Source organism: Burkholderia sp. Se-20373 (assembly GCF_017104705.1).
GTDB lineage: Bacteria > Pseudomonadota > Gammaproteobacteria > Burkholderiales > Burkholderiaceae > Burkholderia.
Map to the genome: position 1 here is coordinate 35,460 of NZ_JAAGPH010000043.1, position 19,766 is coordinate 55,225.

At 67.3% G+C, this 19,766-nt stretch carries 19 protein-coding genes; 14 read left to right on the forward strand and 5 right to left on the reverse strand.

All coding sequences use genetic code 11. From position 1 onward, the window contains the following. Positions 1 to 107 precede the first annotated feature (107 nt). The 3 genes from G3N96_RS16420 to G3N96_RS16430 all read left to right on the forward strand — a co-directional run bounded on the left by G3N96_RS16420 (position 108) and on the right by G3N96_RS16430 (position 1,607). Complete coding sequence (locus tag G3N96_RS16420; RefSeq protein WP_206137836.1) at positions 108 to 311, forward strand: DUF1289 domain-containing protein; 204 nt, start codon at positions 108 to 110, stop codon at positions 309 to 311. Between the two features lie 364 nt (positions 312 to 675). Continuing rightward, positions 676 to 1,131, forward strand: coding sequence for an antitoxin Xre/MbcA/ParS toxin-binding domain-containing protein (locus tag G3N96_RS16425; RefSeq protein ID WP_089430054.1), 456 nt, complete (start codon positions 676 to 678; stop codon positions 1,129 to 1,131). Continuing rightward, positions 1,128 to 1,607, forward strand: coding sequence for an RES family NAD+ phosphorylase (locus tag G3N96_RS16430; RefSeq protein WP_206137837.1), 480 nt, complete (start codon positions 1,128 to 1,130; stop codon positions 1,605 to 1,607). Before G3N96_RS16425 ends, G3N96_RS16430 begins: the two co-directional genes overlap by 4 nt. Positions 1,608 to 1,648: 41 nt before the next feature. Here G3N96_RS16430 and G3N96_RS16435 read toward each other — a convergent pair whose 3' ends face one another. The 4 genes from G3N96_RS16435 to G3N96_RS16450 form a co-directional block, all read right to left on the reverse strand. Beyond that, complete coding sequence (locus G3N96_RS16435; RefSeq protein ID WP_206137838.1) at positions 1,649 to 2,587, reverse strand: site-specific integrase; 939 nt, start codon at positions 2,585 to 2,587, stop codon at positions 1,649 to 1,651. Positions 2,588 to 2,668: 81 nt separating this feature from the next. After that, positions 2,669 to 3,181 (reverse strand): DUF2165 domain-containing protein, encoded by a 513-nt coding sequence (locus G3N96_RS16440; protein ID WP_206137839.1) that lies wholly within the window; start codon positions 3,179 to 3,181, stop codon positions 2,669 to 2,671. 285 nt (positions 3,182 to 3,466) lie between these two features. Then, complete coding sequence (locus G3N96_RS16445; protein ID WP_206137840.1) at positions 3,467 to 4,822, reverse strand: uracil-xanthine permease family protein; 1,356 nt, start codon at positions 4,820 to 4,822, stop codon at positions 3,467 to 3,469. A gap of 57 nt (positions 4,823 to 4,879) precedes the next feature. Continuing rightward, positions 4,880 to 6,004: an aryl-sulfate sulfotransferase gene (locus tag G3N96_RS16450; protein ID WP_206137841.1), complete on the reverse strand. Its 1,125-nt coding sequence runs from the start codon at positions 6,002 to 6,004 to the stop codon at positions 4,880 to 4,882. Between the two features lie 102 nt (positions 6,005 to 6,106). On the opposite strand from G3N96_RS16450, the gene G3N96_RS16455 reads away from it, so the two are divergent. The 11 genes from G3N96_RS16455 (at position 6,107) to G3N96_RS16505 (ending at position 18,734) form a co-directional block, all read left to right on the forward strand. Next, the gene (locus G3N96_RS16455; RefSeq protein WP_206137842.1) at positions 6,107 to 7,063 is read left to right on the forward strand and encodes a LysR family transcriptional regulator; all 957 of its coding nucleotides are present in this window, start codon (positions 6,107 to 6,109) and stop codon (positions 7,061 to 7,063) included. A 223-nt stretch (positions 7,064 to 7,286) separates the two neighbouring features. Next, positions 7,287 to 9,272: a gamma-glutamyltransferase family protein gene (locus tag G3N96_RS16460; protein ID WP_206137843.1), complete on the forward strand. Its 1,986-nt coding sequence runs from the start codon at positions 7,287 to 7,289 to the stop codon at positions 9,270 to 9,272. A 77-nt stretch (positions 9,273 to 9,349) separates the two neighbouring features. Next, positions 9,350 to 9,727 carry a hypothetical protein gene (locus tag G3N96_RS16465; RefSeq protein WP_206137844.1) on the forward strand — a complete coding sequence of 126 codons (378 nt, stop codon included), beginning with the start codon at positions 9,350 to 9,352 and terminating at the stop codon, positions 9,725 to 9,727. A gap of 285 nt (positions 9,728 to 10,012) precedes the next feature. Beyond that, a complete protein-coding gene (locus G3N96_RS16470) occupies positions 10,013 to 10,555 on the forward strand; it encodes a hypothetical protein (RefSeq protein ID WP_206137845.1) in 543 nt (180 codons plus the stop codon). A gap of 361 nt (positions 10,556 to 10,916) precedes the next feature. After that, the gene (locus G3N96_RS16475) at positions 10,917 to 11,687 is read left to right on the forward strand and encodes a hypothetical protein (protein WP_124578637.1); all 771 of its coding nucleotides are present in this window, start codon (positions 10,917 to 10,919) and stop codon (positions 11,685 to 11,687) included. 22 nt (positions 11,688 to 11,709) lie between these two features. Continuing rightward, entirely contained in the window at positions 11,710 to 11,982 is a 273-nt protein-coding gene (locus G3N96_RS16480) for a hypothetical protein (RefSeq protein ID WP_206137846.1), read from the forward strand. A 78-nt stretch (positions 11,983 to 12,060) separates the two neighbouring features. Continuing rightward, on the forward strand, positions 12,061 to 12,603 hold the full coding sequence (locus tag G3N96_RS16485) for a CbrC family protein (protein ID WP_206137847.1): 543 nt from the start codon (positions 12,061 to 12,063) through the stop codon (positions 12,601 to 12,603). Between the two features lie 64 nt (positions 12,604 to 12,667). Continuing rightward, the gene (locus tag G3N96_RS16490) at positions 12,668 to 13,918 is read left to right on the forward strand and encodes a DNA repair exonuclease (RefSeq protein WP_206137848.1); all 1,251 of its coding nucleotides are present in this window, start codon (positions 12,668 to 12,670) and stop codon (positions 13,916 to 13,918) included. 3 nt (positions 13,919 to 13,921) lie between these two features. Further along, complete coding sequence (locus G3N96_RS16495) at positions 13,922 to 17,392, forward strand: YhaN family protein (RefSeq protein WP_206137849.1); 3,471 nt, start codon at positions 13,922 to 13,924, stop codon at positions 17,390 to 17,392. A gap of 121 nt (positions 17,393 to 17,513) precedes the next feature. Beyond that, positions 17,514 to 18,038 (forward strand): HD domain-containing protein, encoded by a 525-nt coding sequence (locus tag G3N96_RS16500; protein WP_043185438.1) that lies wholly within the window; start codon positions 17,514 to 17,516, stop codon positions 18,036 to 18,038. A gap of 9 nt (positions 18,039 to 18,047) precedes the next feature. Then, positions 18,048 to 18,734 (forward strand): DUF429 domain-containing protein, encoded by a 687-nt coding sequence (locus G3N96_RS16505; RefSeq protein ID WP_206137850.1) that lies wholly within the window; start codon positions 18,048 to 18,050, stop codon positions 18,732 to 18,734. Positions 18,735 to 18,906: 172 nt separating this feature from the next. On the opposite strand, the gene G3N96_RS16510 is transcribed toward G3N96_RS16505, so the two are convergent. Further along, on the reverse strand, positions 18,907 to 19,344 hold the full coding sequence (locus tag G3N96_RS16510) for an ATPase (RefSeq protein WP_241022671.1): 438 nt from the start codon (positions 19,342 to 19,344) through the stop codon (positions 18,907 to 18,909). Positions 19,345 to 19,766: the final 422 nt, after the last annotated feature.

Sequence of the window (19,766 nt, forward strand, 5' to 3'; positions counted from 1 at the left end):
GTACGGCGACAACGCCATCATTCGGACAGCTGGCCCGGGCGGAAAGGTACCCGTATATGGGAGCGCGATTCGACGCTGCCGAATTTTCAACCGAGACGAGCGTTCCAATGGCTTCCACACTTCATGACTTACCCGACAGCGCCTGTGTCGGTGTGTGCTCGACCTTGTTCGACGATGTCTGCCAGGGATGCGGTCGAACGGCCGACGAGGTCTCGCACTGGGTGTTCATGAACGATGACGAGAAACGCGCGATATGGGAACGTATCCGTCACGAGTGCACGGCGATGCGATTCCGTCGCGACGGACGGTGAATCGTCGGGAGCGGCGTTCCTGATGGCGGGGGCGCGCTTGAAGAACATCTACTTGTCTTGATCGAACCGATCGACCTTGTCCGGAAGGATGAGCCGGCGAATTCGGCGAAAGCGAAATCACTTAAAAAGTTGTTACGTGACAACCGTACGACGTTTATCGAGACTTTATATACTGAATAATTGCACCCTATCCCCCTGGCGAATCTTCGATTCGCGGCCACAGAAACTTGCCTCCAGGTGGATGGAGCATGTCGTCCTCGCCTTCAAAGGCACCCCTACGAGCACCACAGGCGCCCCCACCATCCGCATCCGCAGGTTGTCGGCAAAACGCCTATAATGATTGGGCAAATTGCCGGGAGAGGTCATGAGCACCATTGCTTTCCATCCTTCGGGCGTCGCGCATCCGCGTCAGGCCGAATTCACGATTCTCGAACAGCTGCTGGCGATCCGTGTCCGATCGGGGGCCGATCTTGCCGAGCTGGCGAGCGCCCGCATCGACGTCTCGGTGATCGACCGTCTGTCCGAGCGCGGGCTGAAATCCGACGAGCTGGCCTTCATCATTCCGCGTCGCACGCTGAGCCATCGTCGTCAGGCGCACGAACGCCTGTCGCAGGAGGAATCCGACAAGGCGATCCGTCTCGCGCGCATCGTCGCGCAGGCGACCGCCACGTTCGGCGACCAGGAGAAGGCGATGGCGTGGCTGCGCAACGGGCTTCAGCGCTTCGGTGGCCGCACGTCGCTCGACATGGCGAGCACCGAGCATGGCGCGCGGCTCGTCGAGGAAGCCCTCACACAGATCGACGAGGGGTACTTCGCTTGACGACGCTGTGGCGGATCAGCAATTTCGCCGACCTGAAAGGGATCGGCGGGTTGCGCGCCGGCGGGCGCTGGCATTTTGCCGGGCAGCCCGTCGTGTATCTCGCCGAGCATCCGGCGCTCGCACTGCTCGAGACGCTCGTTCATTTCGAAATCGCCACGGTCGCGCAATTGCCGAGCGGATACCAGCTGCTTCGCATCGAGGTGGCCGATTCGGTCGATATCGCCGAAATCGCGGAGGGCGACGCGCCAGAGGACTGGCGAACCAACGTCGACTGGACCCGCAGCGCCGGCACCGAGTGGCTGCATACGCAGCCGAGCGCACTGCTGCGCGTGCCGAGCGTCGTCGTGCCGCACGCGCACAACTTCCTGCTGAATCCACTCCATCCGGCTGCTTCCGAGGTCCGTATCGCCGAAGTCATGCATTCGCCGTACGACACGCGGATTCTGCGGCTGATCCAGTCGCCGCCGGGCGAATAGGGCGCCGAACGACGCGCAGCCCGCGCCGAGCACGGGCCGGGTCAGCGCTCGTGCGCGGCGCGGTCCGCGGCCGCATCGGGCGGCAGCGTCTGCCGGATGCGCGTGACCGTTCGCGTGCTGACGAGACCGAGCATCGCACTGACGTCGGCATGCGCGTGGCCCGCAAGCAACTGGCGGCGCGCATACGTATTGCGCAGCACGCGCGGGCTCATGTCCGTCGTGTGGAAACCGATCGCGGTCAGCGCGTCGCGCACCACGAGCAGCAGGAACATGTCGTTCATCGCGCCACCGCCGCGCGGCGCGGGAAACAGCAACGCGGAGGGCGGCGTGTCTGCCGAGCGCGCCCGCCATGCGGCGAGCGGCGCCAGCGCAAATTCGGCGAGCGTGATTCGACGCGCCGGCCGCGCCCGATCGCGCGGCACGGCGAGCGCGGGCGGTTGCGCGTCGAGATCGGGCGCGTCGCTGGTTGTCGCCCGTATCTCGGCCGACGTGATGCCGCTCGCAAGCAGCAGCGCGACGATCGCGCGATTCCTGCAGTCGGTGAGCGTGTCGTTTGCTTGCGGCTGCACGTGGCGCTGCAGCGCCACGTCGGCATCGGGTGGCAGATAGCACGGCTCGGGCTCGCCGTCCGGCCAGGCGAGATCGCGCGTCGTCCGGCCGGCCGGATGGATCGTGCGCACGCCGACTTCGACCAGATGCCGGCCCAGCCGGTCGATCAGCTTCGCGTAGCGCACGCGGGTCGACGTGCCGGGGGCGCAAGTGCGATCGAGTTCCGCCAGGAAGGCCGCGACGTGGTCGGGTCCGAACGTGGCCAGCGACACGCGTCGTGCGATCAGATAACGCAGGAACCGTTCAAACATCGCGACATGCTGCACGACCGATCGCGGCGCGAACGGCCGGCGATCGGCGCCGGTCGCGGTGGTTTCCTGCCACGCGCGGAAGGCGCCGACGGGGTCGTGAATCCAGCGATTCGTGTCCATGCACGATTTATAGCCGGACGCGGTCACGCCGGCAATCGTCCCGATGGCCTATTGGCCGCCCGGACCGATGCAAGCGACGTGTCAGTGCGCGGTAGGCGTGTCGTCGATGCCGTCGTTGTTCATCGTCAGGTAGACCAGCACGAGCAACAGCGTGATGAAGAAGCGGAACGCGTCCGGCACGCCGTTCCATTGCTTCGACATCCACATGCCGAACCACTCGCCGCCGACCGACATGAAGGCGACCTGCCACGTGAGGAAGCCGAGCGTCAGGCCGGCAATCGCATACGCCTTGGCCGCGCGGAATGCCGTATCGTCGGCGCTTCGTGCGCGCAGCAGGCGGGCACCGCCGATCCAGCACAGCACGGCCGTCAGCGTTTCCATCGAGATGATGCCGATATAGCCGGCATGATGAACCCACGTCGTGCCGATCGCGCGATACATGATCCCGTTGCCGGGGAACGTCGTGTCCATCAGGAACACGTGATGCACGAACGCGAAATTCGTCGCGTAGTCGGTGAGGTTGCCGAACGCGACGAGCGACGCGAAAAAGGCCATGGCAAGCACCATCGCCGACTTGGAAAGACGAACCATCATAATGGACTCCGAAATGAATGGGCAGGCGAAAGCGCGACCGCGCGGCGATCAGCCGGCGTTCGGGGCGATACCTGCGTGAGCGTGTCCGGCGGGGCCGGCGGTTTGCGTGCGAGGCACGGCGGCGCGGAGATCGGGACCGGAAGACCTGAAGCCGGGGCGGCGTCGAGGAGACGCACGCGCCGGCTGGATCGAGTGCCCGCGCCAGGAGGGAGCGGCGATTGTCGGTTGAACTACGGGAGTCGTCAAGCGGGAGCTGCGCGCGTGTCGCGCTGCCGCCCGTCGCCGTCAGGCGTCGCGCGAAGGCGCGGTTGCCGCTGCCGTTCCCGCCTGTCCGCTCAATCGCGCCAGCGCAGCGAACGCCAGTTGCGTTGCAATGGCCGCGAGCGTGCCGGCCGCCATGCCGTTGCCGAGCACTATCTGCACCGGTGAGCCGAAATGGCGATACAGGTTCGGCACCAGGATCGGCGCGAGGCCGACGACGAGCGCGGCCGCGAGCGTGTACTGGTTGGCGCGCGCGTGCAGGTCGACGCTGGCGAGCAGCCGGATGCCCATCACGCCGATCATCGCGAACACGACCAGCGCGGTGCCGCCGACCACGGCGGCCGGGATCGCATACGCGAGCCGCGCGAGCGGCGCGAACAGTGCGATGACGATCAGGATCGCGCCGGCGGTGGCCGTCACGTAGCGTGAGCGCACGCCGGTCGTCTGCACGACACCGATATTCTCGGCGCTGGTCACGATCAACGGCGTGCCGAACAGCGCGCCGGCCAGCGACGCCAGCGCATCGCCGCGTATCGTCTTCGGCACGTCGCGCGACAGCGAGATCGCCTTGCCGCACGTTTCACCGACGGCAACCGTCTGCGCGGTGGCCTCGACCATCGAGATCGCGGTGAAGATCAGCAGCGGCAGCGCGGCCAGCAGGTCGAAGCGCGGCATCCCGAAAGGCAGCCATACCGGATGGGTGAACAGCGGGCCGTGCCACACGTCGGCGAGCGCCGGCATCGCATCGAGCGCCCAGCCGAGCGTTGCGCCGGCCATCAGGCCGATCAGCACCGCGAGACGCCCGAGCGTGCCGCGAAACGCACCGGCCACGACGACTGTAGCGACGATCGTGGCCAGCGCGAGGCCGAGCGCGCGCGGCTGGGCAAAGTCGGCCGAACCGGGCTGGCCGACGACGATCGTCGCGTAGATCCGGATCAGGTTGACCGACACGAGCAGCAGCATCGCACCGACGACGATGCGCGGAAAGAGCCGCAGGCAGCGCGTGAAGACGGGCAACAGCACCCAGTAGAACGCGCTGGCGAGCAACGCCGAGCCGGCTGCCGTCGGCAGGCCCGATTGCGCGGCGATGCCGGCGAACAGCATCGTCGGTGCGCCGCCGGGCACCATCACGAACGGCATGCGTGCGCCGATCGGCCCGGCGCCGAGCGATTGAAGCAGCGTGCCGATCCCGCACGCGAAGAACGTCGCGCCGATCAACTGGACCGTCAGGTCCGCCGGCAGCGCGAGCACTTTTGCGATCAGGAACACGGCCGTGATCGGGGACGCGGCCATCGACAGCACGTGCTGCAGTCCGAACAGCGCGAGCTGCCAGGCGGGCAGCCGTGCGTCGACGGGCGGTGAGATCGGATCGTGCGACACGGCAGGCCCCCAGGATGCGAACGGCGACGAGCGCCGGAAACGGCGGTGAACGGAAGGTCAGGCCCGCAGCCAGGGCAGTTGCTCGGCGCTGTAGCGGAACGTCTGGAATACGCTGTTGAGCTGCCCGGGGCCGGTCTTGCGCGCGGCTTCGTCCGGGTATTCGGCGAACCACGGAATCACGTATTCCCAGACGACCTCGCCGGCGGGCGTCACTTCGAACAGCCGGCCCGTCGACGATTCGGTGATGTGCGTGTTGCCGTTCGGCAAGCGTTGCGCGTTGCCCATGAACGGCGTGTAGAACAGGTTCACGACATCATCCGCATACGACCACACGACGCGCTGCGTCGCCGGATCGATCTCGACGACGCGCGAGAACACGACGTGCGCGCCGTGGCGGAAATTGCCGTTGTCGAACGCGAGGATGTTGCCGTTCGGAAGCGGCACCGGCGCATGCTGGTGGGAAACGATGTCGGGCCCGATCCGCAGGTCGACGCGGCCGGTCGAGCGATTCACGCCGATGATGCCCGACGTCGTGCGCAGGCTCATCAGCACGCGGCCGTTCGCATCGACCGCGAGGCCGTTGACGAGCGGCCAGTGATAGCGCCCGAAACCGGCCGCGATCGGGAAATCCTCGGGCCGCAGATGGTCGCGCGCATGCCATTCCCAGACGATCTGCCCGGCCCGGTTCACTTCGCGGATTACGTCCGCATACATCACTTCGTCGTCGCCGTGCGGCGTGCCGCCCGGCACGCGCCGCGCGAATGCGGCGTCGACCGGCTCGCACGCGGCGTAGAGCAGGTTGCCGTTCGGCAGCCACTGCGCATCGTGGTGGTGCGCGGGATCCTCGTAACGCCATACGGTTTCGCCTTGCGGCGTGACTTCGTAGAAGTCGCCGCCATGCCACATCGACCACGGTGCATAGCGCGATTCGGATTGCGGATGGTTGCCGTTGTAGCCGAGGTTGCCGTTCGGAAGGATCACCGCATGGCGGCCGGGGCGCACGGGCATCTTCCACTGATGCACGACTTCGCCGTCGATGCCGACGAGATAGACGTTGCCGTCGGCTGTCTGCGGCGCGATGAGCGTATAGCCGCCCGCGGACAGGGCGGGATCGTGGGCGATGAGGCCGACGCCTCGGCGGCGCTGGGTAATCTGGTCGACGGTCGTCACTGCAGTCTCCATTCGAATCGGATGCGGGGATGCAGCGGAATCTAGACGATCCGGACGGTCAGTAAAATCGGATTATTCTTGACGGCCTGTTCGGAAAAATCTAACGGATCTTTTATGCGTTCGATATCGCAGACATTCCGCTGTTTCGACGAGGTCGCGAGGCGCGGCTCGATTCGCAAGGCGGCTGACGCGCTGCACCTGACCGCTGCGGCGGTGCACCAGCAGATCCGCAATCTCGAGGACCAGGTCGGCGTGCCGCTGTTCGACCGGCTGCCGCGCGGCATGCAGTTGACGCTCGCCGGCGAGATCGTGATCGCGGCCGTGCGGCGCGGCCAGCGCGACTTCGACAACGCGCTCACGCAGGTCGAGGACCTGCGTGCGCTGCGTCGCGGGCACGTGAACCTGGCGGTACCCGCGTCGACCGCGGAAAGGCTCGTGCCCGACGCGATCCTCGCCGCGATGCAGCGCTATCCGGGCGTCACGTACAGCGTGCGTTCTGGAAACGGCGAGAGCATCGTGCGCTGGGTCGAGACAGGCGAGGCCGACATTGGCTATGCGTTGCGCCGGCGCGCGGCGGCGGGCGTCGTCGAGGTGCGCGCATTCGCTCAGCCGCTGGGTGTCGTCACGGCGCCCGGCCATCCGCTCGCGGCGTCCGGCGGCAAGGTGCGGCTGCGCGACTGTTTCGCGCATCCGCTGATCCTGATGACGCCCGACACGGAGCTGCGCGCGATGTTCGACCAGATCGATGCGCGGCAGCCGCGCAACGTGCGGCCGCTGATCGAGACGGGCTCGGTGCCGATGGTGCGGCGCCTCGCGGCCGAAGGCGCGGGTGTCGGCTTCCTGATCGCCGAGAACGTCGCGGACGACGTGGCCGCCGGCCGGCTCGCGTGGACGCCGCTTGCCGATGCGGGGGCACGCTCGTTCAGCTGCATCTATCAGCGGGCCGACATGAGCGCGACCGTCGCGATGACGATGTTTCTCGAGTTCTTCTCCGAGGCGATCGAAGCGATGGAGCGCGGCTTCGCGCGCGACGGCGGGGCAGCCGTCAAGCGCCGTCGGGCAGCAAAGTAACGCCATTGGCCGCGCGGGCGCATCGCACTGCGATGCAGTGCAACACGCGAACCCGCGTGCGTAATCGGTGACGTTGCGCACACAACATCCGGCCGCGCTACGCCAATCCCTTATTGCGGAAAATTTTTTGTTCATGGGACTATCGAACGCGTTGCCGGCGCACCGAGGGGGTCGCAGGCAGCGTGATGTCCATCGCAACGACCTACGAGAACATCGGCAGACAATGAACAGAACAGCGATTTTTCCGTATGCGTCCGCGTTGCTCGCGGCCGCCCTGTTGACGGCGTGCGGCGGCGACGTCGAGAACGACGCAGGCCGCACGCCGACACCTTCCACCGATGCGAGCTGCCTCGCGGTCGACAACAGCGGCGCGACGGTCGTGGTGGGCTCGAACCAGCCGGGCGACCCGTCATTGCCGGAGGCATCGTCGGGCTATCGCACCGGGTTGAAGCCGGTCTATGCGAAGACCTACCTGGTGGCCACGTCGAACGCGTACGCGAGCGCGGCCGGCTGCGCGGTGCTGAAGAAGGGCGGCACGGCCGCCGACGCGGCAGTCGCCGTGCAGGCCGTGCTCGGCCTGACCGTGCCCGAGGCGACAGGCCTCGGATCCGGCGGCGTGCTGCTCTACTACGATGCGCGCGGCAAGACGCTGCAGGCGTACGACGGCCGGGAAACCGCGCCGGCGGCCGCGACGGAGAACTATCTGCGCTACGTCGATGACGCGACCGACCACTCCGCACCGCTGCCGAACGCACGGGCGAGCGGCCGCTCGATCGGCACGATCGGCGTGCCGAGGCTGATCGAGGCGCTGCAGCAGGATCACGGCCGCCTGCCGTGGCAGAACCTGTTCGGCGATGCGATCACGCTCGCGACCAACGGCTTCCCGATCGGTGGCCGGCTCGCCGACGCGATCGCGGCGAATGCCGCGAACCTGAAGCGCGACCCCGAGGCCGCCGCGTATTTCCTGAACGCGGATGGGTCGCCGAAGACGCTCGGCACCGTGCTGAAAAATCCGGCCTATGCGCGCACGCTGACGCAGATGGCGCAGTCGGGTGCGAACGCGCTGTACACGGGGCAGATCGCGCAGGACATCGTTGCGAAGATCGCGACGACGAAGGGCGCGGACGGGTCGACGCTCACGCCGGGCAAGACGACCGTCGCCGATCTGGCCGCGTACCAGGCGAAGCGCCGCGATCCGGTGTGCACGACCTATCGCAGCTACTGGGTGTGCGGGATGCCGCCGCCGTCGTCGGGCGGCATCGCGGTCGCGTCGGCGCTCGGCATTCTCGAGAATTACGACCTGAAGTCGCTGAAGCCGACGGCGATCGATCTCGAAGGCGGCAAGCCGACCGTCGCGGGCGTGCACCTCATCACCGAGGCGGAACGGCTTGCGTATGCCGACCGCGACAAGTACGTGGCCGATACCGATTTCGTGCCGCTGCCGGGCGGCACGTGGAACACGCTGCTGAACAAGCCGTACCTGAAATCGCGCGCGGCGCTGATCGATCCGGCCAAGAGCATGGGCACCGCCCAACCCGGCAATCTGGGTGCAGTGCCGCTTGGTGTCGACACGACGCTGATCGAGCACGGTACGAACCAGTTCACGATCGTCGACGGTGACGGCAACGTACTGAGCGCGACGACGACGGTCGAGTCGAGCATGGGTTCGTTCCACATGACCAACGGCTTCCTGCTGAACAACCAGCTGACCGATTTTTCCGCGAACCCGGTCGATAGCGCGGGCAATCCGGTGGCCAACCGCCTGCAGCCGGGCAAGCGGCCGCGCAGCTCAATGGCGCCGACGATCGTGTTCGGGCAGGCCGCGGACGGTACGCGCGGCGATTTCGTGATGGCCACCGGTTCGCCAGGTGGCGGCACGATACCGCAATATGTGGTCAAGACGCTCGTCGGCGCGCTCGACTGGGGGCTCGACGCGCAGCAGTCGGCGGGGCTCGTCGACTTCGGCGCGAGCAACAGCCCGACGACCACGGTCGGCGGCGAGCACCCGAACGTCAACCCGGCGAACAACGGGGCGAACGATCCGCTGATCACGGGGCTGCTCGCGCTCGGGCACAAGGTATCGACGTCCGCGCAGGCGAGCGGCGTCAATACCGTGATGCGTGTAACGGTCGGCCAGTCGCCCGCGTTGCAGGGCGGCACCGATCCGCGGCGTGAAGGCGTTGTGCTCGGCGATACGTTCCGGCCGTAACCGGGCAGGACGCGCGGCCCCGAACTGCCTGCATGCATCAACGGGCGGTCGGGGCCGCGCATCGTGAAGGCGTCGCAATGACGAACGCGCATCTGCTTGAAATGGACGCCATCCTGTCGGTGCCGGGCTTTTTCGATTTCCTCGGCGACCTGGATGGCGATCGCGCGCGGGACAGTCGCGATGCCGAGCCGTTCGACGCGCAGTGGATGGCGTCGTTCGATGAAGTCGACGGCGATCCAGGCACGGCGGTCGACCGGCCGGCCGTGAGCGCGCCGAGGGAAAAGGCGTTCAAGCTCGCGTTTGGCGCAGCGGGGAACGCCGGTGTGGCGGCATGCGTATTCCACGATATCGAACTTATCGCGAGGAGCTGGTTGTCGGGCCGCACCGACGGCTGGGCGATTCACGTTCTTTGGAATGCTTATCGAAGCGGCCGGTTTCCCTGCCCGTTTTCCTGATCCGCCGCGATCCGCCGCGATCGGCCGCGTCGCCGTCGTGTCATGCTCCGCGCGGCACGTCTCCAGCGTCACCCCGTCCACCGCTCAATCCCGCCGCAAGCCGCCGATTGTCAAACTATGTGAGGCAATCGTCAGCATTTGCAACTGAAGTAACAGTCCCCGCAAATCAGTCGTTTTGCGCGTCCGCGCCGCTACATTAGCTCCACCTGCCGCACGTCGCGGCAAGGCATGCGACAAGCCGCACGAAGGCGGCCCGCAGCAACAAAGTCTTTGGGGAGAATGACCATGAACAAGATTCGTACGATTCTGGTGGGTGCTGCACTGACGGCGATGGCGACTTCGGCTGCGTTCGCACAGACGGCCCAGACCGGCGCCCAGGGTTCCGCAGGCGTCGGCGCGCAGGTTCAGACGCCGCTGCTCGGTGGCGGCGTGGGCGTACAGGCCGGTGCCGGCGCGAATGCGGCAGGCTCGCGTTCGGGCGCGGGCAACGCCGTCGGCGGCGCGCTGAACGGCGTCGGCAAGACGGTCGGCGGCGTGGGCTCGGCAGCCGGCGACGCGGTTGGCGGTGCGATGCATGCGGTCGGTTCGGCAGCGGGCACCGCGAAGGATGCCGCCGCATCGGCCGTCCACTCGACGAAATCGCACGTGAAGCACGTCGCCGGCACGGCAAAGAGCCATGCGCAAGGCGCGATGTCGACGGCAGGTGACGTCGCAGGCGGCGCGAAGGCGAAGGCCGGCGAGGCGCTCGAAGGCGCGACGAACTCGGTGCAGGGTGGCGCATCGGTCGGCGTGAAGGGTTCGGCGTCGGCGCAAGGCGGCGCGCTGTAAGCGTCACGCTTCCCGACAGAGCCCGGCCCGCTTCGATGCGGGCCGGGTTTTTTATTGGCGCGCGCGGCGCGCCGTTCAACCCGTCCTCGATGCCGGGGTGCGTCGGCGTTCGCCACCCGTCCGGCGACGCGACGGGCCTGATGCCCGCCCGCACGAACCGGCAGCGGGCGGCGTGCGCGCCCCCTGCCCATCGTCCTTCCGCCATGCTTAAATAGCGAGGCTCCCGGTTGCCGGGCTGCCGCGATCGCGGCGCCGGCCGACACGGGCAAGCATGTCCGATCGACATCGAGGCGACAGACGACACCAAAACGCCGTTCCGGCCAGCCCGGCGCGGCCCGATAACATTCCGAGGCACCACGTCATGACCATCCTGCTCCGTCTTCTCGCGCTTGCCTGCGCGCTCTGGCTGGCCGCCTGCGCAGCGCCGCCCCCGCCGTCCGGCAGCACCAGCGCGTCGGCCGCCGCACCGGACGCCAGCGAACGCCGCGGGCTCGGCACTGCATGGGGCGAGTCGGTGCGATCCGAAACCCGCCAGGTCGATTTCGAACGCGCGGATCCGGCGAAGCCGACGGATCTTGCGTCGGTCTACTACAACGACGCGTTGCCCGGACATCCTCCCGCGTCCCTGGTTCGCCGGTTGCCGACCCGCGTCGCGCTCGCCAACGGCGACATCGCGCTGTCGTTCACGGACGAGAAGGGCGCGCCGCTGCGTCTGGCGCGCAGCGACGGCCGCTGGCACATGGCGGGCGTCGAAGGTTCGCGCTACATGATCGTGCTGCGCAACCAGGGGCGCCGTACGTTCGAGATCGTGTCGAGCGTCGACGGGCTCGACGTGCTGTCGGGGCGGCCCGGCAGCTATACGAACGGCGGTTACGTGCTGTATCCGGGCCGCACGCTGACGATCGAGGGTTTCCGCAAGAGCCGCGACGAAGTCGCCGCGTTCCGCTTCGCGGCGGTGCCCGACAGCTATGTCGCGAATTCGAAGTATGGCGATGCCGCGAACGTCGGCGTGATCGGTGTCGCGGTGTTCGCGCAGAAGGAGAACGAAGAGGAAGCGCTGCGCCGCAACGCGAATCCGTTCCCCGGCAATGACAATGGCTATGCACCGCCGCCGGTGCCGCGCGGCGAGTGACGGCACCTCGTGGATCAGCCGCGTGCGTCGTGAGTCAAGCAGCCGCCCGACAGGATATTACGGCGCGGGTGAAGAAGGGGCGCTGTACGTGCTGGAGCTGCACGGCGCCCATGCCGTGCCGCGTTTCTCGCTCGACACCGACGGTGGCGCGCAATCGCCCTACCTGGCGATCGCGTGGCGCGACGACCCGGTCGGCATCGACATCCAGTGGGAATTTCTTTCTCACGGCGGTGCAACGCATCGCGTCTATCGTTTCGTGAACGGCACGTTTGTCGAGACCGAGATTCCGCGGTAACGCGGCCGGGCTGCGGCACAATGGCCGTTCGAATTCGCATCGCGTGCGCCCCCACCATCCGGATCGACGGAGAGCCTCATGTCGTTACCCGCTTTCAGGTACCATCCCGACCCGCTGGCAACGGGCAGCGTGATCCGCTCGGACGCGCGCTGCGTGTGTTGCGGCGATGCACGTGGTGACGTGTACGCGGGCCCCGTGTATGCGGTCGACGAGTACGAGCGAAGCATCTGCCCGTGGTGCATCGCCGACGGTTCGGCACACGCGCGGCTCGATGCAGTCTTTACCGACACTTATGGCATCGGCGGCGGCGAATGGGATGAGGTGCCTGACGCGGTCGTCGACGAAATCGCCTGCGGCACGCCGGGCTTTCAGGGCTGGCAGCAGGAACGGTGGTGGACGCATTGCGGCGATGGCGCGCAGTTCATTGGCCGGGCAGGTGCAGGCGAACTGACCGCGTTCGGCCCGCAGGCCGTTGCGTCGATTCGGGAATCAACCGGACTCGACGAGGACGCCGAATGGGAGCGCTTCTTCGCGGTACTCGACAAGGACGGCTCGCCGACCGCGTATATGTTTCGCTGCATCCATTGCGGCGAACTCGGCGGCTACCAGGATTGCGATTGATGGCCCGGCTGGCGGCACCGCACATCGATCGCTGGCCCCATCGTCATGAAACAAAGGAATCTTCGTGAAGTTCATCCACGCGGCAGACATACACCTCGACAGCCCGTTGCACGGCCTGAGCGCCTATCCCGACGCGCCGGCCGCGCAGTTGCGCAACGCGTCGCGCGAGGCGCTGCGGCAGCTCGTGGATCGTGCGATCGAAGAGGAAGTCGCGTTCCTCGTGATCGCCGGCGACCTGTACGACGGCGACTGGAAGGGCCACAACACAGGCATCTTCTTCGGTCAGCAGATGGGGCGCCTGCGCAAGGCCGGCATCCGCGCGTTCGTCCTCGGCGGCAACCACGATGCCGAAAGCGAGATGACGAAGAAGCTGACGCTGCCCGACAACGTCACCGTGTTCGGCCACCGCAAGGCGGAAACTCACAAGCTGCCCGAATTCGACGTCGCGCTGCATGGGCAGAGCTTCAAGGACAAGGCTGTCGTCGACAATCTCGCGATCGGCTATCCGGATCCGGTGCCCGGTTATTACAACATCGGCGTGCTGCACACGGCGCTCGAAGGCTATGCGGCGCACGCGAACTATGCGCCGTGCACGCTGGCCGAACTCCACGCGAAAGGCTACGACTACTGGGCACTCGGCCACGTGCACGAATTCCAGCAATGGTCGGGGCCGTCCACGGTGGTGTTTCCCGGCAACCTGCAGGGGCGCCATATCCGCGAGACGGGCCGCCGCGGCGCGGTGCTCGTGACGGTCGAGCAGGGCCGCACGCAGGTCGAGCGCCTGTATCTCGACGTGCTGCGCTGGGAAGCCGTGTCGGTCGACGCGTCCGATTGCCTTACCGTCGCCGACCTCTCGAGAAAAATCGGCCAGTCGCTGGAAGCGCTGCTGACCGTCGACGGCCATGTGCCGCGCGCGGTGCGCGTGACGGTTACGGGACGCACCCCCGCGCATGGCCTTTTTTTCGGCCGCGCGCCGCAGTTGCGCGCGGAGGTGCTGAACCAGATCGGCATCATCGGCAACGAGCGGCTGTGGCTCGAGAAGGTCCGGCTCGCGACGTCCGCGGCCGATCATCAGCCGGGCGAAAGCGAGCAGCTCGAAGCGCTGGAGGACTTGAAGCAGATCCTGGCCGACGCCGCGCGCGACCCGGATTTCCTCGAACTGCTCGAACGCGACCTGAAGCCGTTCGTCGGCAAGGTGCGCAGCGACGTGAAGGAAGAGGTGCCGTTGTTGACGATGGCGCGCGCGGGTGAGCTGACCGCACTCGTCGAGCAGGTCGGGCCCGCGTTGCTCGCGCGGCTGGCGAGGGGGGAATAAGCGATGCGGATCAACCAGCTCGATCTGATCAAGTACGGCAAATTCACCAACGAGACGCTGCGTTTCCCGTCGGCCGGCGAGGATTTCCATGTGATCGTGGGGCCGAACGAGGCCGGCAAGTCGACGATTCGCACGGCCGTGTCGGAGCTGCTGTTCGGGATGAAGCTGCAGACACCGCTTGATTTCCTGCACAGCACGCCCGAACTGCGGATCGGCGGCGTGCTGGAGAGCGGCACGGGCGAACTCGCGTTCCACCGCGCGCGCGGGCGCAGTCCGCTGCGCACACCCGCTGACGACAAACTGCCCGACGACTTTCTGGCCGCGGTCCTTGACGGCGCCACGCGCGAATTCTTCGAACAGATGTTCGGGCTCGATCACGGGCGTCTGGTCGACGGCGGCCGGAGCATTCTCGACGCGTCCGACAAGCTCGGCCAGGTGCTGTTCGAATCGGCTGCCGGTGTCGGCAGTCTCGGGCCTGTGCGTGAGGAGCTCGAGGCGCGTTCGGCCGAACTCTGGGCGCCGCGCCGCAGCGGCAGTGCGTTTGCACTCGCCGAATCGTCGTTCAACGAAGCCGTGACCGAACTGAAGACGGTTCAGGTGCGCACGCGCGACTGGGTCGAGCGCAAGGACGCGCGCGAAGCGGTCGAACAGCAGATCGAGCAGGCACGCGCCGAACAGCGTCGGCTCGAAGCGCTGCGCTCGAAGCTCGAACGTGTGCGACGGCTCGCGCCATACCTGAAGGAACTGACGGTCAAGGACGCCGCGCTGGCGGAACTGGGCCCGGTCGTCGAATTGCCGCCCACCGCGTATGCGGACCTGCTGAAGGCGCAGGGCGATCTCGCGGCCGAACAGAAGGTGCTCGAGGAACGGCGTGCGGACCTGCTTGCAAAACGGCAGGCGCGCGATGCGATCGAAGCCGACGCCGACACGCTGGCGCTCGAAGCCGACATCGAAGTGCTCGACCGGCTGCGCGGCGCGTGCATGAATCACGCGAAGGATCTGCTGCTGCTCGGCGCGGATGTCGAGCGGCACCTGTCCGCCGCGTTTGCAGCGGCCGCCCAACTCGGCTGGCCGACGGACGAAGCGTCGCTGCGTGCGTCGCTGCCGACCGCGTTGTCGCTGAAGACCGTCGCAAACCTGTTGCGCGAACACGGTGCGCTGCACCAGGCGCTTGCCGGCGCGCGCGAATCGCTCGACGAACGCACGCGCGAGCTTGCGCAGGTGCAGGAACAACAGGCGCGCCTGTCGACCGTCGATGTGCCGGAGGCGCTGCGTGCGGCGCTGGCCGATGCGCAGGGCTTTCGCAACAGTGGCCAGCGCGAGCAGGCGCTCGAACAGGAAATCGCCGCCGCCGAACGCACGTTGTCCGGGGCACTCGATGCGCTCGGCCAGTGGCGCATGCCGGTTGATACGCTGCGTGCGCTCGACGTGCCGTCGGCGGCGCGGCTCGGCACGCTGCTGAAGGAAGACAGCGCGTGCGCGAGCGCCGTCGCTGCTGCACGCGACGCGCGGGACGGCGCACTCGAAGAGCTCGAGCGGCTCGAACTGCAGGAAAAGCACTTCGCGGAGAACCACAAGGTCGTCACGACCGCCGACGTGCAGGCGGCGCGCGCGCGACGCGACGGCGCGTGGGGCGATATCCGCAGCGGCGCGGTCGATCTCGCAACGGGCGCACCTGCGGTCGACGACGCGATCCGCCTGGCGGACGAACTCGTCGACGCACAGCTCGGCGCGACGCAGGCGGCGGCGACATTGCAGTCGCTGCGCCAGCAGGTCGAATCCGCGCGTGCCGGCGTGACGCGCAGGCAGGCCGCATTGGACGAGCGCGAGCGTGAGCTCGCCGCGCATCGCGACGCATGGGCCGCGCTCGCGACGACGGGCGCGGTGCCCGGCATGCCGCTGGCGGCGATGGGCGACTGGCTGGCGAAGCGCGACACGGTGTTCGCCGCGCAGGCCGACCTCGACCGGCAGCGCCGCGAATTCGACACGATTCGCGCCGCGCGGGCGGGTGCCGAAGCCACGCTGCGCACGGCATTGCGTACCGTGTCGCGAGGCGGCGAGTCGGATGGCCTGGCGGCGCTCGTCGCGATCGCCGAGACCTTCGTACAGTCGGCCGAGAAAGCACTCGCGCAGCAGGACAGCCTCGAGGATCGTGCGCGTGAAGCCGAACGCGGATGCGCGACGGTGCAATCGCGCGTCGACCACGCACAGGCGCCCTACGATGCGTGGCAGGTGCAATGGCGCGACGCGCTGGGCGCGGCGAAGTTGTCCACGAGCGCGGCTACGCTGGCCGCCGCGGAAGGTGCGCTCGGGCTCGCCAACGCGGTAACGGTCGAACTGGCCGATGCCGATGCGCCGCGCAACCGGATCGCCGCGATTCGCGCCGAGCTGGCCGCGCTCGAGGCGGGCGCAAGGCGGCTTGCCGAAGCGCTCGCGCCGGAATGGCTGGCGAGCGGCGACTGGCCGGACGTCGCACGCCGACTGACGATGCGCCTTTCGACTGCAAAGGAAATCGCGCGTGCGATCGGTCGTGCCGATGAAGCCGTTCGGCAGGCCGACGGCAAGGTCGCGGATGCCGCCGCCGCGGTGGCCGGTGCCGATGCGCGCATCCAGCCGCTGCTGCAACTGGCAGGCGTGGCGTCGATCGACGCGGCGCTGCCGCTGGCCGAACGCTCGGATCGCCAGCGCCAGCTTCGGCAGGCAGTCGATGCCGCGCACGAGGCACTGGTGCGCGATGGTGACGGCCTGTCCCGGTCCGCCGTCGAAGCGGAAGTCGCGGAACAGGACATCGCCGACGTACCCACACACCTCGAAGCGGTGAAGCAGTCGCTCGGCGACGTCGGCAAGCGGCTGAACGAGCTTGCTCAGCAGCAGGTCGTGGCCGATCAGGCGTTCGGCGCGATCGACGGCCAGGCGAACGCGGCCGTTGCCGAATCGAAGCGACAGGAAGCGCTGGCGGCGATGGGCGAAGCAGCCGAACAGTATCTGGAGGCGGCCACGGCGAGCCGGTTGCTGAAGTGGGCGACGGATCGCTATCGCGACCAGAAGCAGGGGCCGATGCTCAGGCGGGCCGGCGAGATTTTCGCGGGGCTCACGCTGGGTGAGTTCGCGCGGCTGACCGTCGATACCGAACGGACGCCGCCCGCCCTGTATGCACGACGGACGCAGGGGGCGTCGGTCGAGGTCGCCGGGTTGAGCGAAGGGACGCGCGACCAGTTGTTCCTCGCGTTGCGGATCGCGGCGCTGGAGTTGCAGCTCGGCAGCCGGACCGCGCTGCCGTTCGTGGCCGACGACTTGTTCATCAACTTCGACGATGCGCGCGCGAAGGCCGGCCTCGATGCGCTGCGCGATCTGTCGACGCGAACCCAGGTGCTGTTCCTGACGCACCACGACCACCTGCTGCCGCTCGTGAGGGACGTATTCGGCGCGCGGGTCAACGTGGTCGAGCTCCAGCGCGCACCGGTGGGCGCGTGACGCAGGGTGTGCGTGAATGCCGGCGCGCGGGCGGGGTCATCACGAACAGGTAGTATGTGCGATTCCGAAATGCACGCGGCCGGTTCTGCCGGTCGCGGGTCAGGCCACACGAGGGGGGAATATGAAAAAGCTGGTAGCCGCCATCGCGTTCGCGGCGGACAAGCATCGCAATCAGCGGCGCAAGGACGAAGAAGCGTCGCCGTACATCAATCATCCGATCGCGCTCGCCGACGTGCTGGCCAACGAGGCCGGCGTCGAGGACGAGCGCGTGATCGTCGCGGCCGTGCTGCACGACACGGTCGAGGATACCGAGACGACCGAGCAGGAGTTGCTGCGGCTGTTCGGCAAGGACGTGGCGGACATCGTGATGGAAGTCACCGACGACAAGTCGTTGCCGAAGGAGGAGCGCAAGCGCCTGCAGGTCGAGCATGCGGCGACCATCAGCCGGCGCGCGAAGCTCGTGAAGCTGGCCGACAAGATCTGCAACCTGCGCGACATCGCGCGGCACCCACCCGCGGACTGGCCGCTCGAGCGCAAGCAGGCGTATTTCGACTGGGCGAAGTCGGTCGTCGACCCGATGCGCGGTGTGCATCCCGGTCTCGAGGCGATCTTCGACACCGCCTACGACGCACGGCCGGCGGACTGAGGCGCCCGCATGCGATCCGCTCGATCCTTCGGATCCGGGACGTGGCAATCGCCGGCCGTGGCGGGTGTCGATGTGGGTGGCGAAAAGAAGCAGTGCGATCTCGTGATCCTGCGCGGACGGACAGTCGTCTGCCGCGAGGACCGGATCGCACCCGAGGCGGTGCCTGCGCTGTGCCTCGCCCATGACGTCGTGGCTGTGGGTGTCGACGCACCGAGCCTGTGGTGGACGGGGAGTGGGCGCCGCGCGGCCGAACAGGCGCTCGCGCGCGAACGGATCTCGTGCTTTCCGACGCCGTCGCGGGAGCAGGCGGTTGCAAGCACGTCAGGCTTCTTCGACTGGATGTTCATGGGAGAGCGGGTCTACCGCGCGCTCGCGGATGCCTATCCGCTGCTGACCGGCGCCCGCTATGCGGGCGGGCGCGCGAGCTTCGAAACTTATCCTTATGCGATCACCTGCGCGATGCTGGGGAGGGCCGTCGCATCGGCGAAGCAGAAACGCAACCAGCGCCGGCAATTGCTGGAACGGCTGGGCGTCGACGTGTCGACGCTGAAGTCCGTCGATGCGCGAGACGCGACCCTTTGCGCGTTGACGGCGCAATGCGTCATCGACGGAAATGCGCACGCGTATGGCGATGCGGAGGGCGGATATATCCGCGTGCCGATCGTGAGCGAGACGATCGTTCTCGGCGCACTGTAGTCGTGTCGCGCGACCCGGGCGATGGGGGGCGCGAAAAGGTGAGCTTTTGCGGGAGGGCGGCGGCCCGCGTGACGGCGAAGGCTTCAGGCCGGGACTGCAGGCCGGCAAACATCGGGATGGCTGGCGAACACGACATCATGCCGGTGCGCTACGCGATCCCGAGCGGCGTCGCTCAATCCTCGAGGATGGCTTTCGGTATGCTGGACAGATCGCAGGCGTCCGCCTGTTCGAAGTAGCCTTCGGCATCGTCGATCATCACGACTGCGACGTCGATCAGCTCGTCGAGCCGTTGCAGCAGCGACTCACGCCACTCGATGTCTTCGTCGCGCTCGGGCGTCTTGTCCAGTTGCTCGATGATCGAGTCGGCCGTCTGCAGGAAAGGAATCGCCTGCTGATAGTTTTCGATCGAGACCATCGCTGCGTTGCGCGCACCGACGAGTCGCTCGCGATGCTCGTCCGCCAGTTCGGATTCACCGCTGATCCGCGGCAATACATCCGAGATGCGTTGCAGAAGCGGGGGAGCCTGTTCTTCCAGGGTGATGGCGCGCTCGCGCAGCGCTGCATATTCGTCGCGAAGGTCGGCGTCGCCGGATTGAGTGGTGCTGTCCATCGTGGATATGAGTGCGTGGTTCGGTCGCGGCATGATACTCGACGGCACCCGCTTCCTTGTCCGTTCCGCGACTTCATATATAGGGGGACGACAGGCATACGTCACATCAATGGAGGGTGGCTCGCATTGCGTCACGCGGCCCGCCGAGCCTGAAGCCCCCGTGCGCGGTAGCGCACGGGGGCTTTTTCAAAAATATTTTCACAAAGGGGCTTGCGTAGACGGGGGCGGGTGCTTAGAATCACGCCTCTTTCGCGCTAACGGAAACGCGGCGCGGGAGAAGGGAAGCAGGGTTGATGGTGTGCTGGAGTCTGGAGCGCGCCACTGGCCTGGAAGTTGAGCCCCGCAGTCGCAACGATGCAGTGTAAAAAGTTGTTGACGAACTGCGAAACACGGTTCATAATCTCGCTTCTCTGCTGCTGAAA

Excerpts from the sequence above, each read along its gene's own strand:
- G3N96_RS16510 (WP_241022671.1), bottom strand. The coding sequence starts at position 19,344 with ATGGACAGCACCACTCAATCCGGCGACGCCGACCTTCGCGACGAATAT.
- G3N96_RS16460 (WP_206137843.1), top strand. The coding sequence starts at position 7,287 with ATGAACAGAACAGCGATTTTTCCGTATGCGTCCGCGTTGCTCGCGGCC.
- G3N96_RS16450 (WP_206137841.1), bottom strand. The coding sequence starts at position 6,004 with ATGGAGACTGCAGTGACGACCGTCGACCAGATTACCCAGCGCCGCCGA.
- G3N96_RS16435 (WP_206137838.1), bottom strand. The coding sequence starts at position 2,587 with ATGGACACGAATCGCTGGATTCACGACCCCGTCGGCGCCTTCCGCGCG.
- G3N96_RS16500 (WP_043185438.1), top strand. The coding sequence starts at position 17,514 with ATGAAAAAGCTGGTAGCCGCCATCGCGTTCGCGGCGGACAAGCATCGC.
- G3N96_RS16455 (WP_206137842.1), top strand. The coding sequence starts at position 6,107 with ATGCGTTCGATATCGCAGACATTCCGCTGTTTCGACGAGGTCGCGAGG.
- G3N96_RS16495 (WP_206137849.1), top strand. The coding sequence starts at position 13,922 with ATGCGGATCAACCAGCTCGATCTGATCAAGTACGGCAAATTCACCAAC.
- G3N96_RS16470 (WP_206137845.1), top strand. The coding sequence starts at position 10,013 with ATGAACAAGATTCGTACGATTCTGGTGGGTGCTGCACTGACGGCGATG.
- G3N96_RS16425 (WP_089430054.1), top strand. The coding sequence starts at position 676 with ATGAGCACCATTGCTTTCCATCCTTCGGGCGTCGCGCATCCGCGTCAG.
- G3N96_RS16420 (WP_206137836.1), top strand. The coding sequence starts at position 108 with ATGGCTTCCACACTTCATGACTTACCCGACAGCGCCTGTGTCGGTGTG.
- G3N96_RS16465 (WP_206137844.1), top strand. The coding sequence starts at position 9,350 with ATGACGAACGCGCATCTGCTTGAAATGGACGCCATCCTGTCGGTGCCG.
- G3N96_RS16475 (WP_124578637.1), top strand. The coding sequence starts at position 10,917 with ATGACCATCCTGCTCCGTCTTCTCGCGCTTGCCTGCGCGCTCTGGCTG.
- G3N96_RS16505 (WP_206137850.1), top strand. The coding sequence starts at position 18,048 with ATGCGATCCGCTCGATCCTTCGGATCCGGGACGTGGCAATCGCCGGCC.
- G3N96_RS16440 (WP_206137839.1), bottom strand. The coding sequence starts at position 3,181 with ATGATGGTTCGTCTTTCCAAGTCGGCGATGGTGCTTGCCATGGCCTTT.
- G3N96_RS16485 (WP_206137847.1), top strand. The coding sequence starts at position 12,061 with ATGTCGTTACCCGCTTTCAGGTACCATCCCGACCCGCTGGCAACGGGC.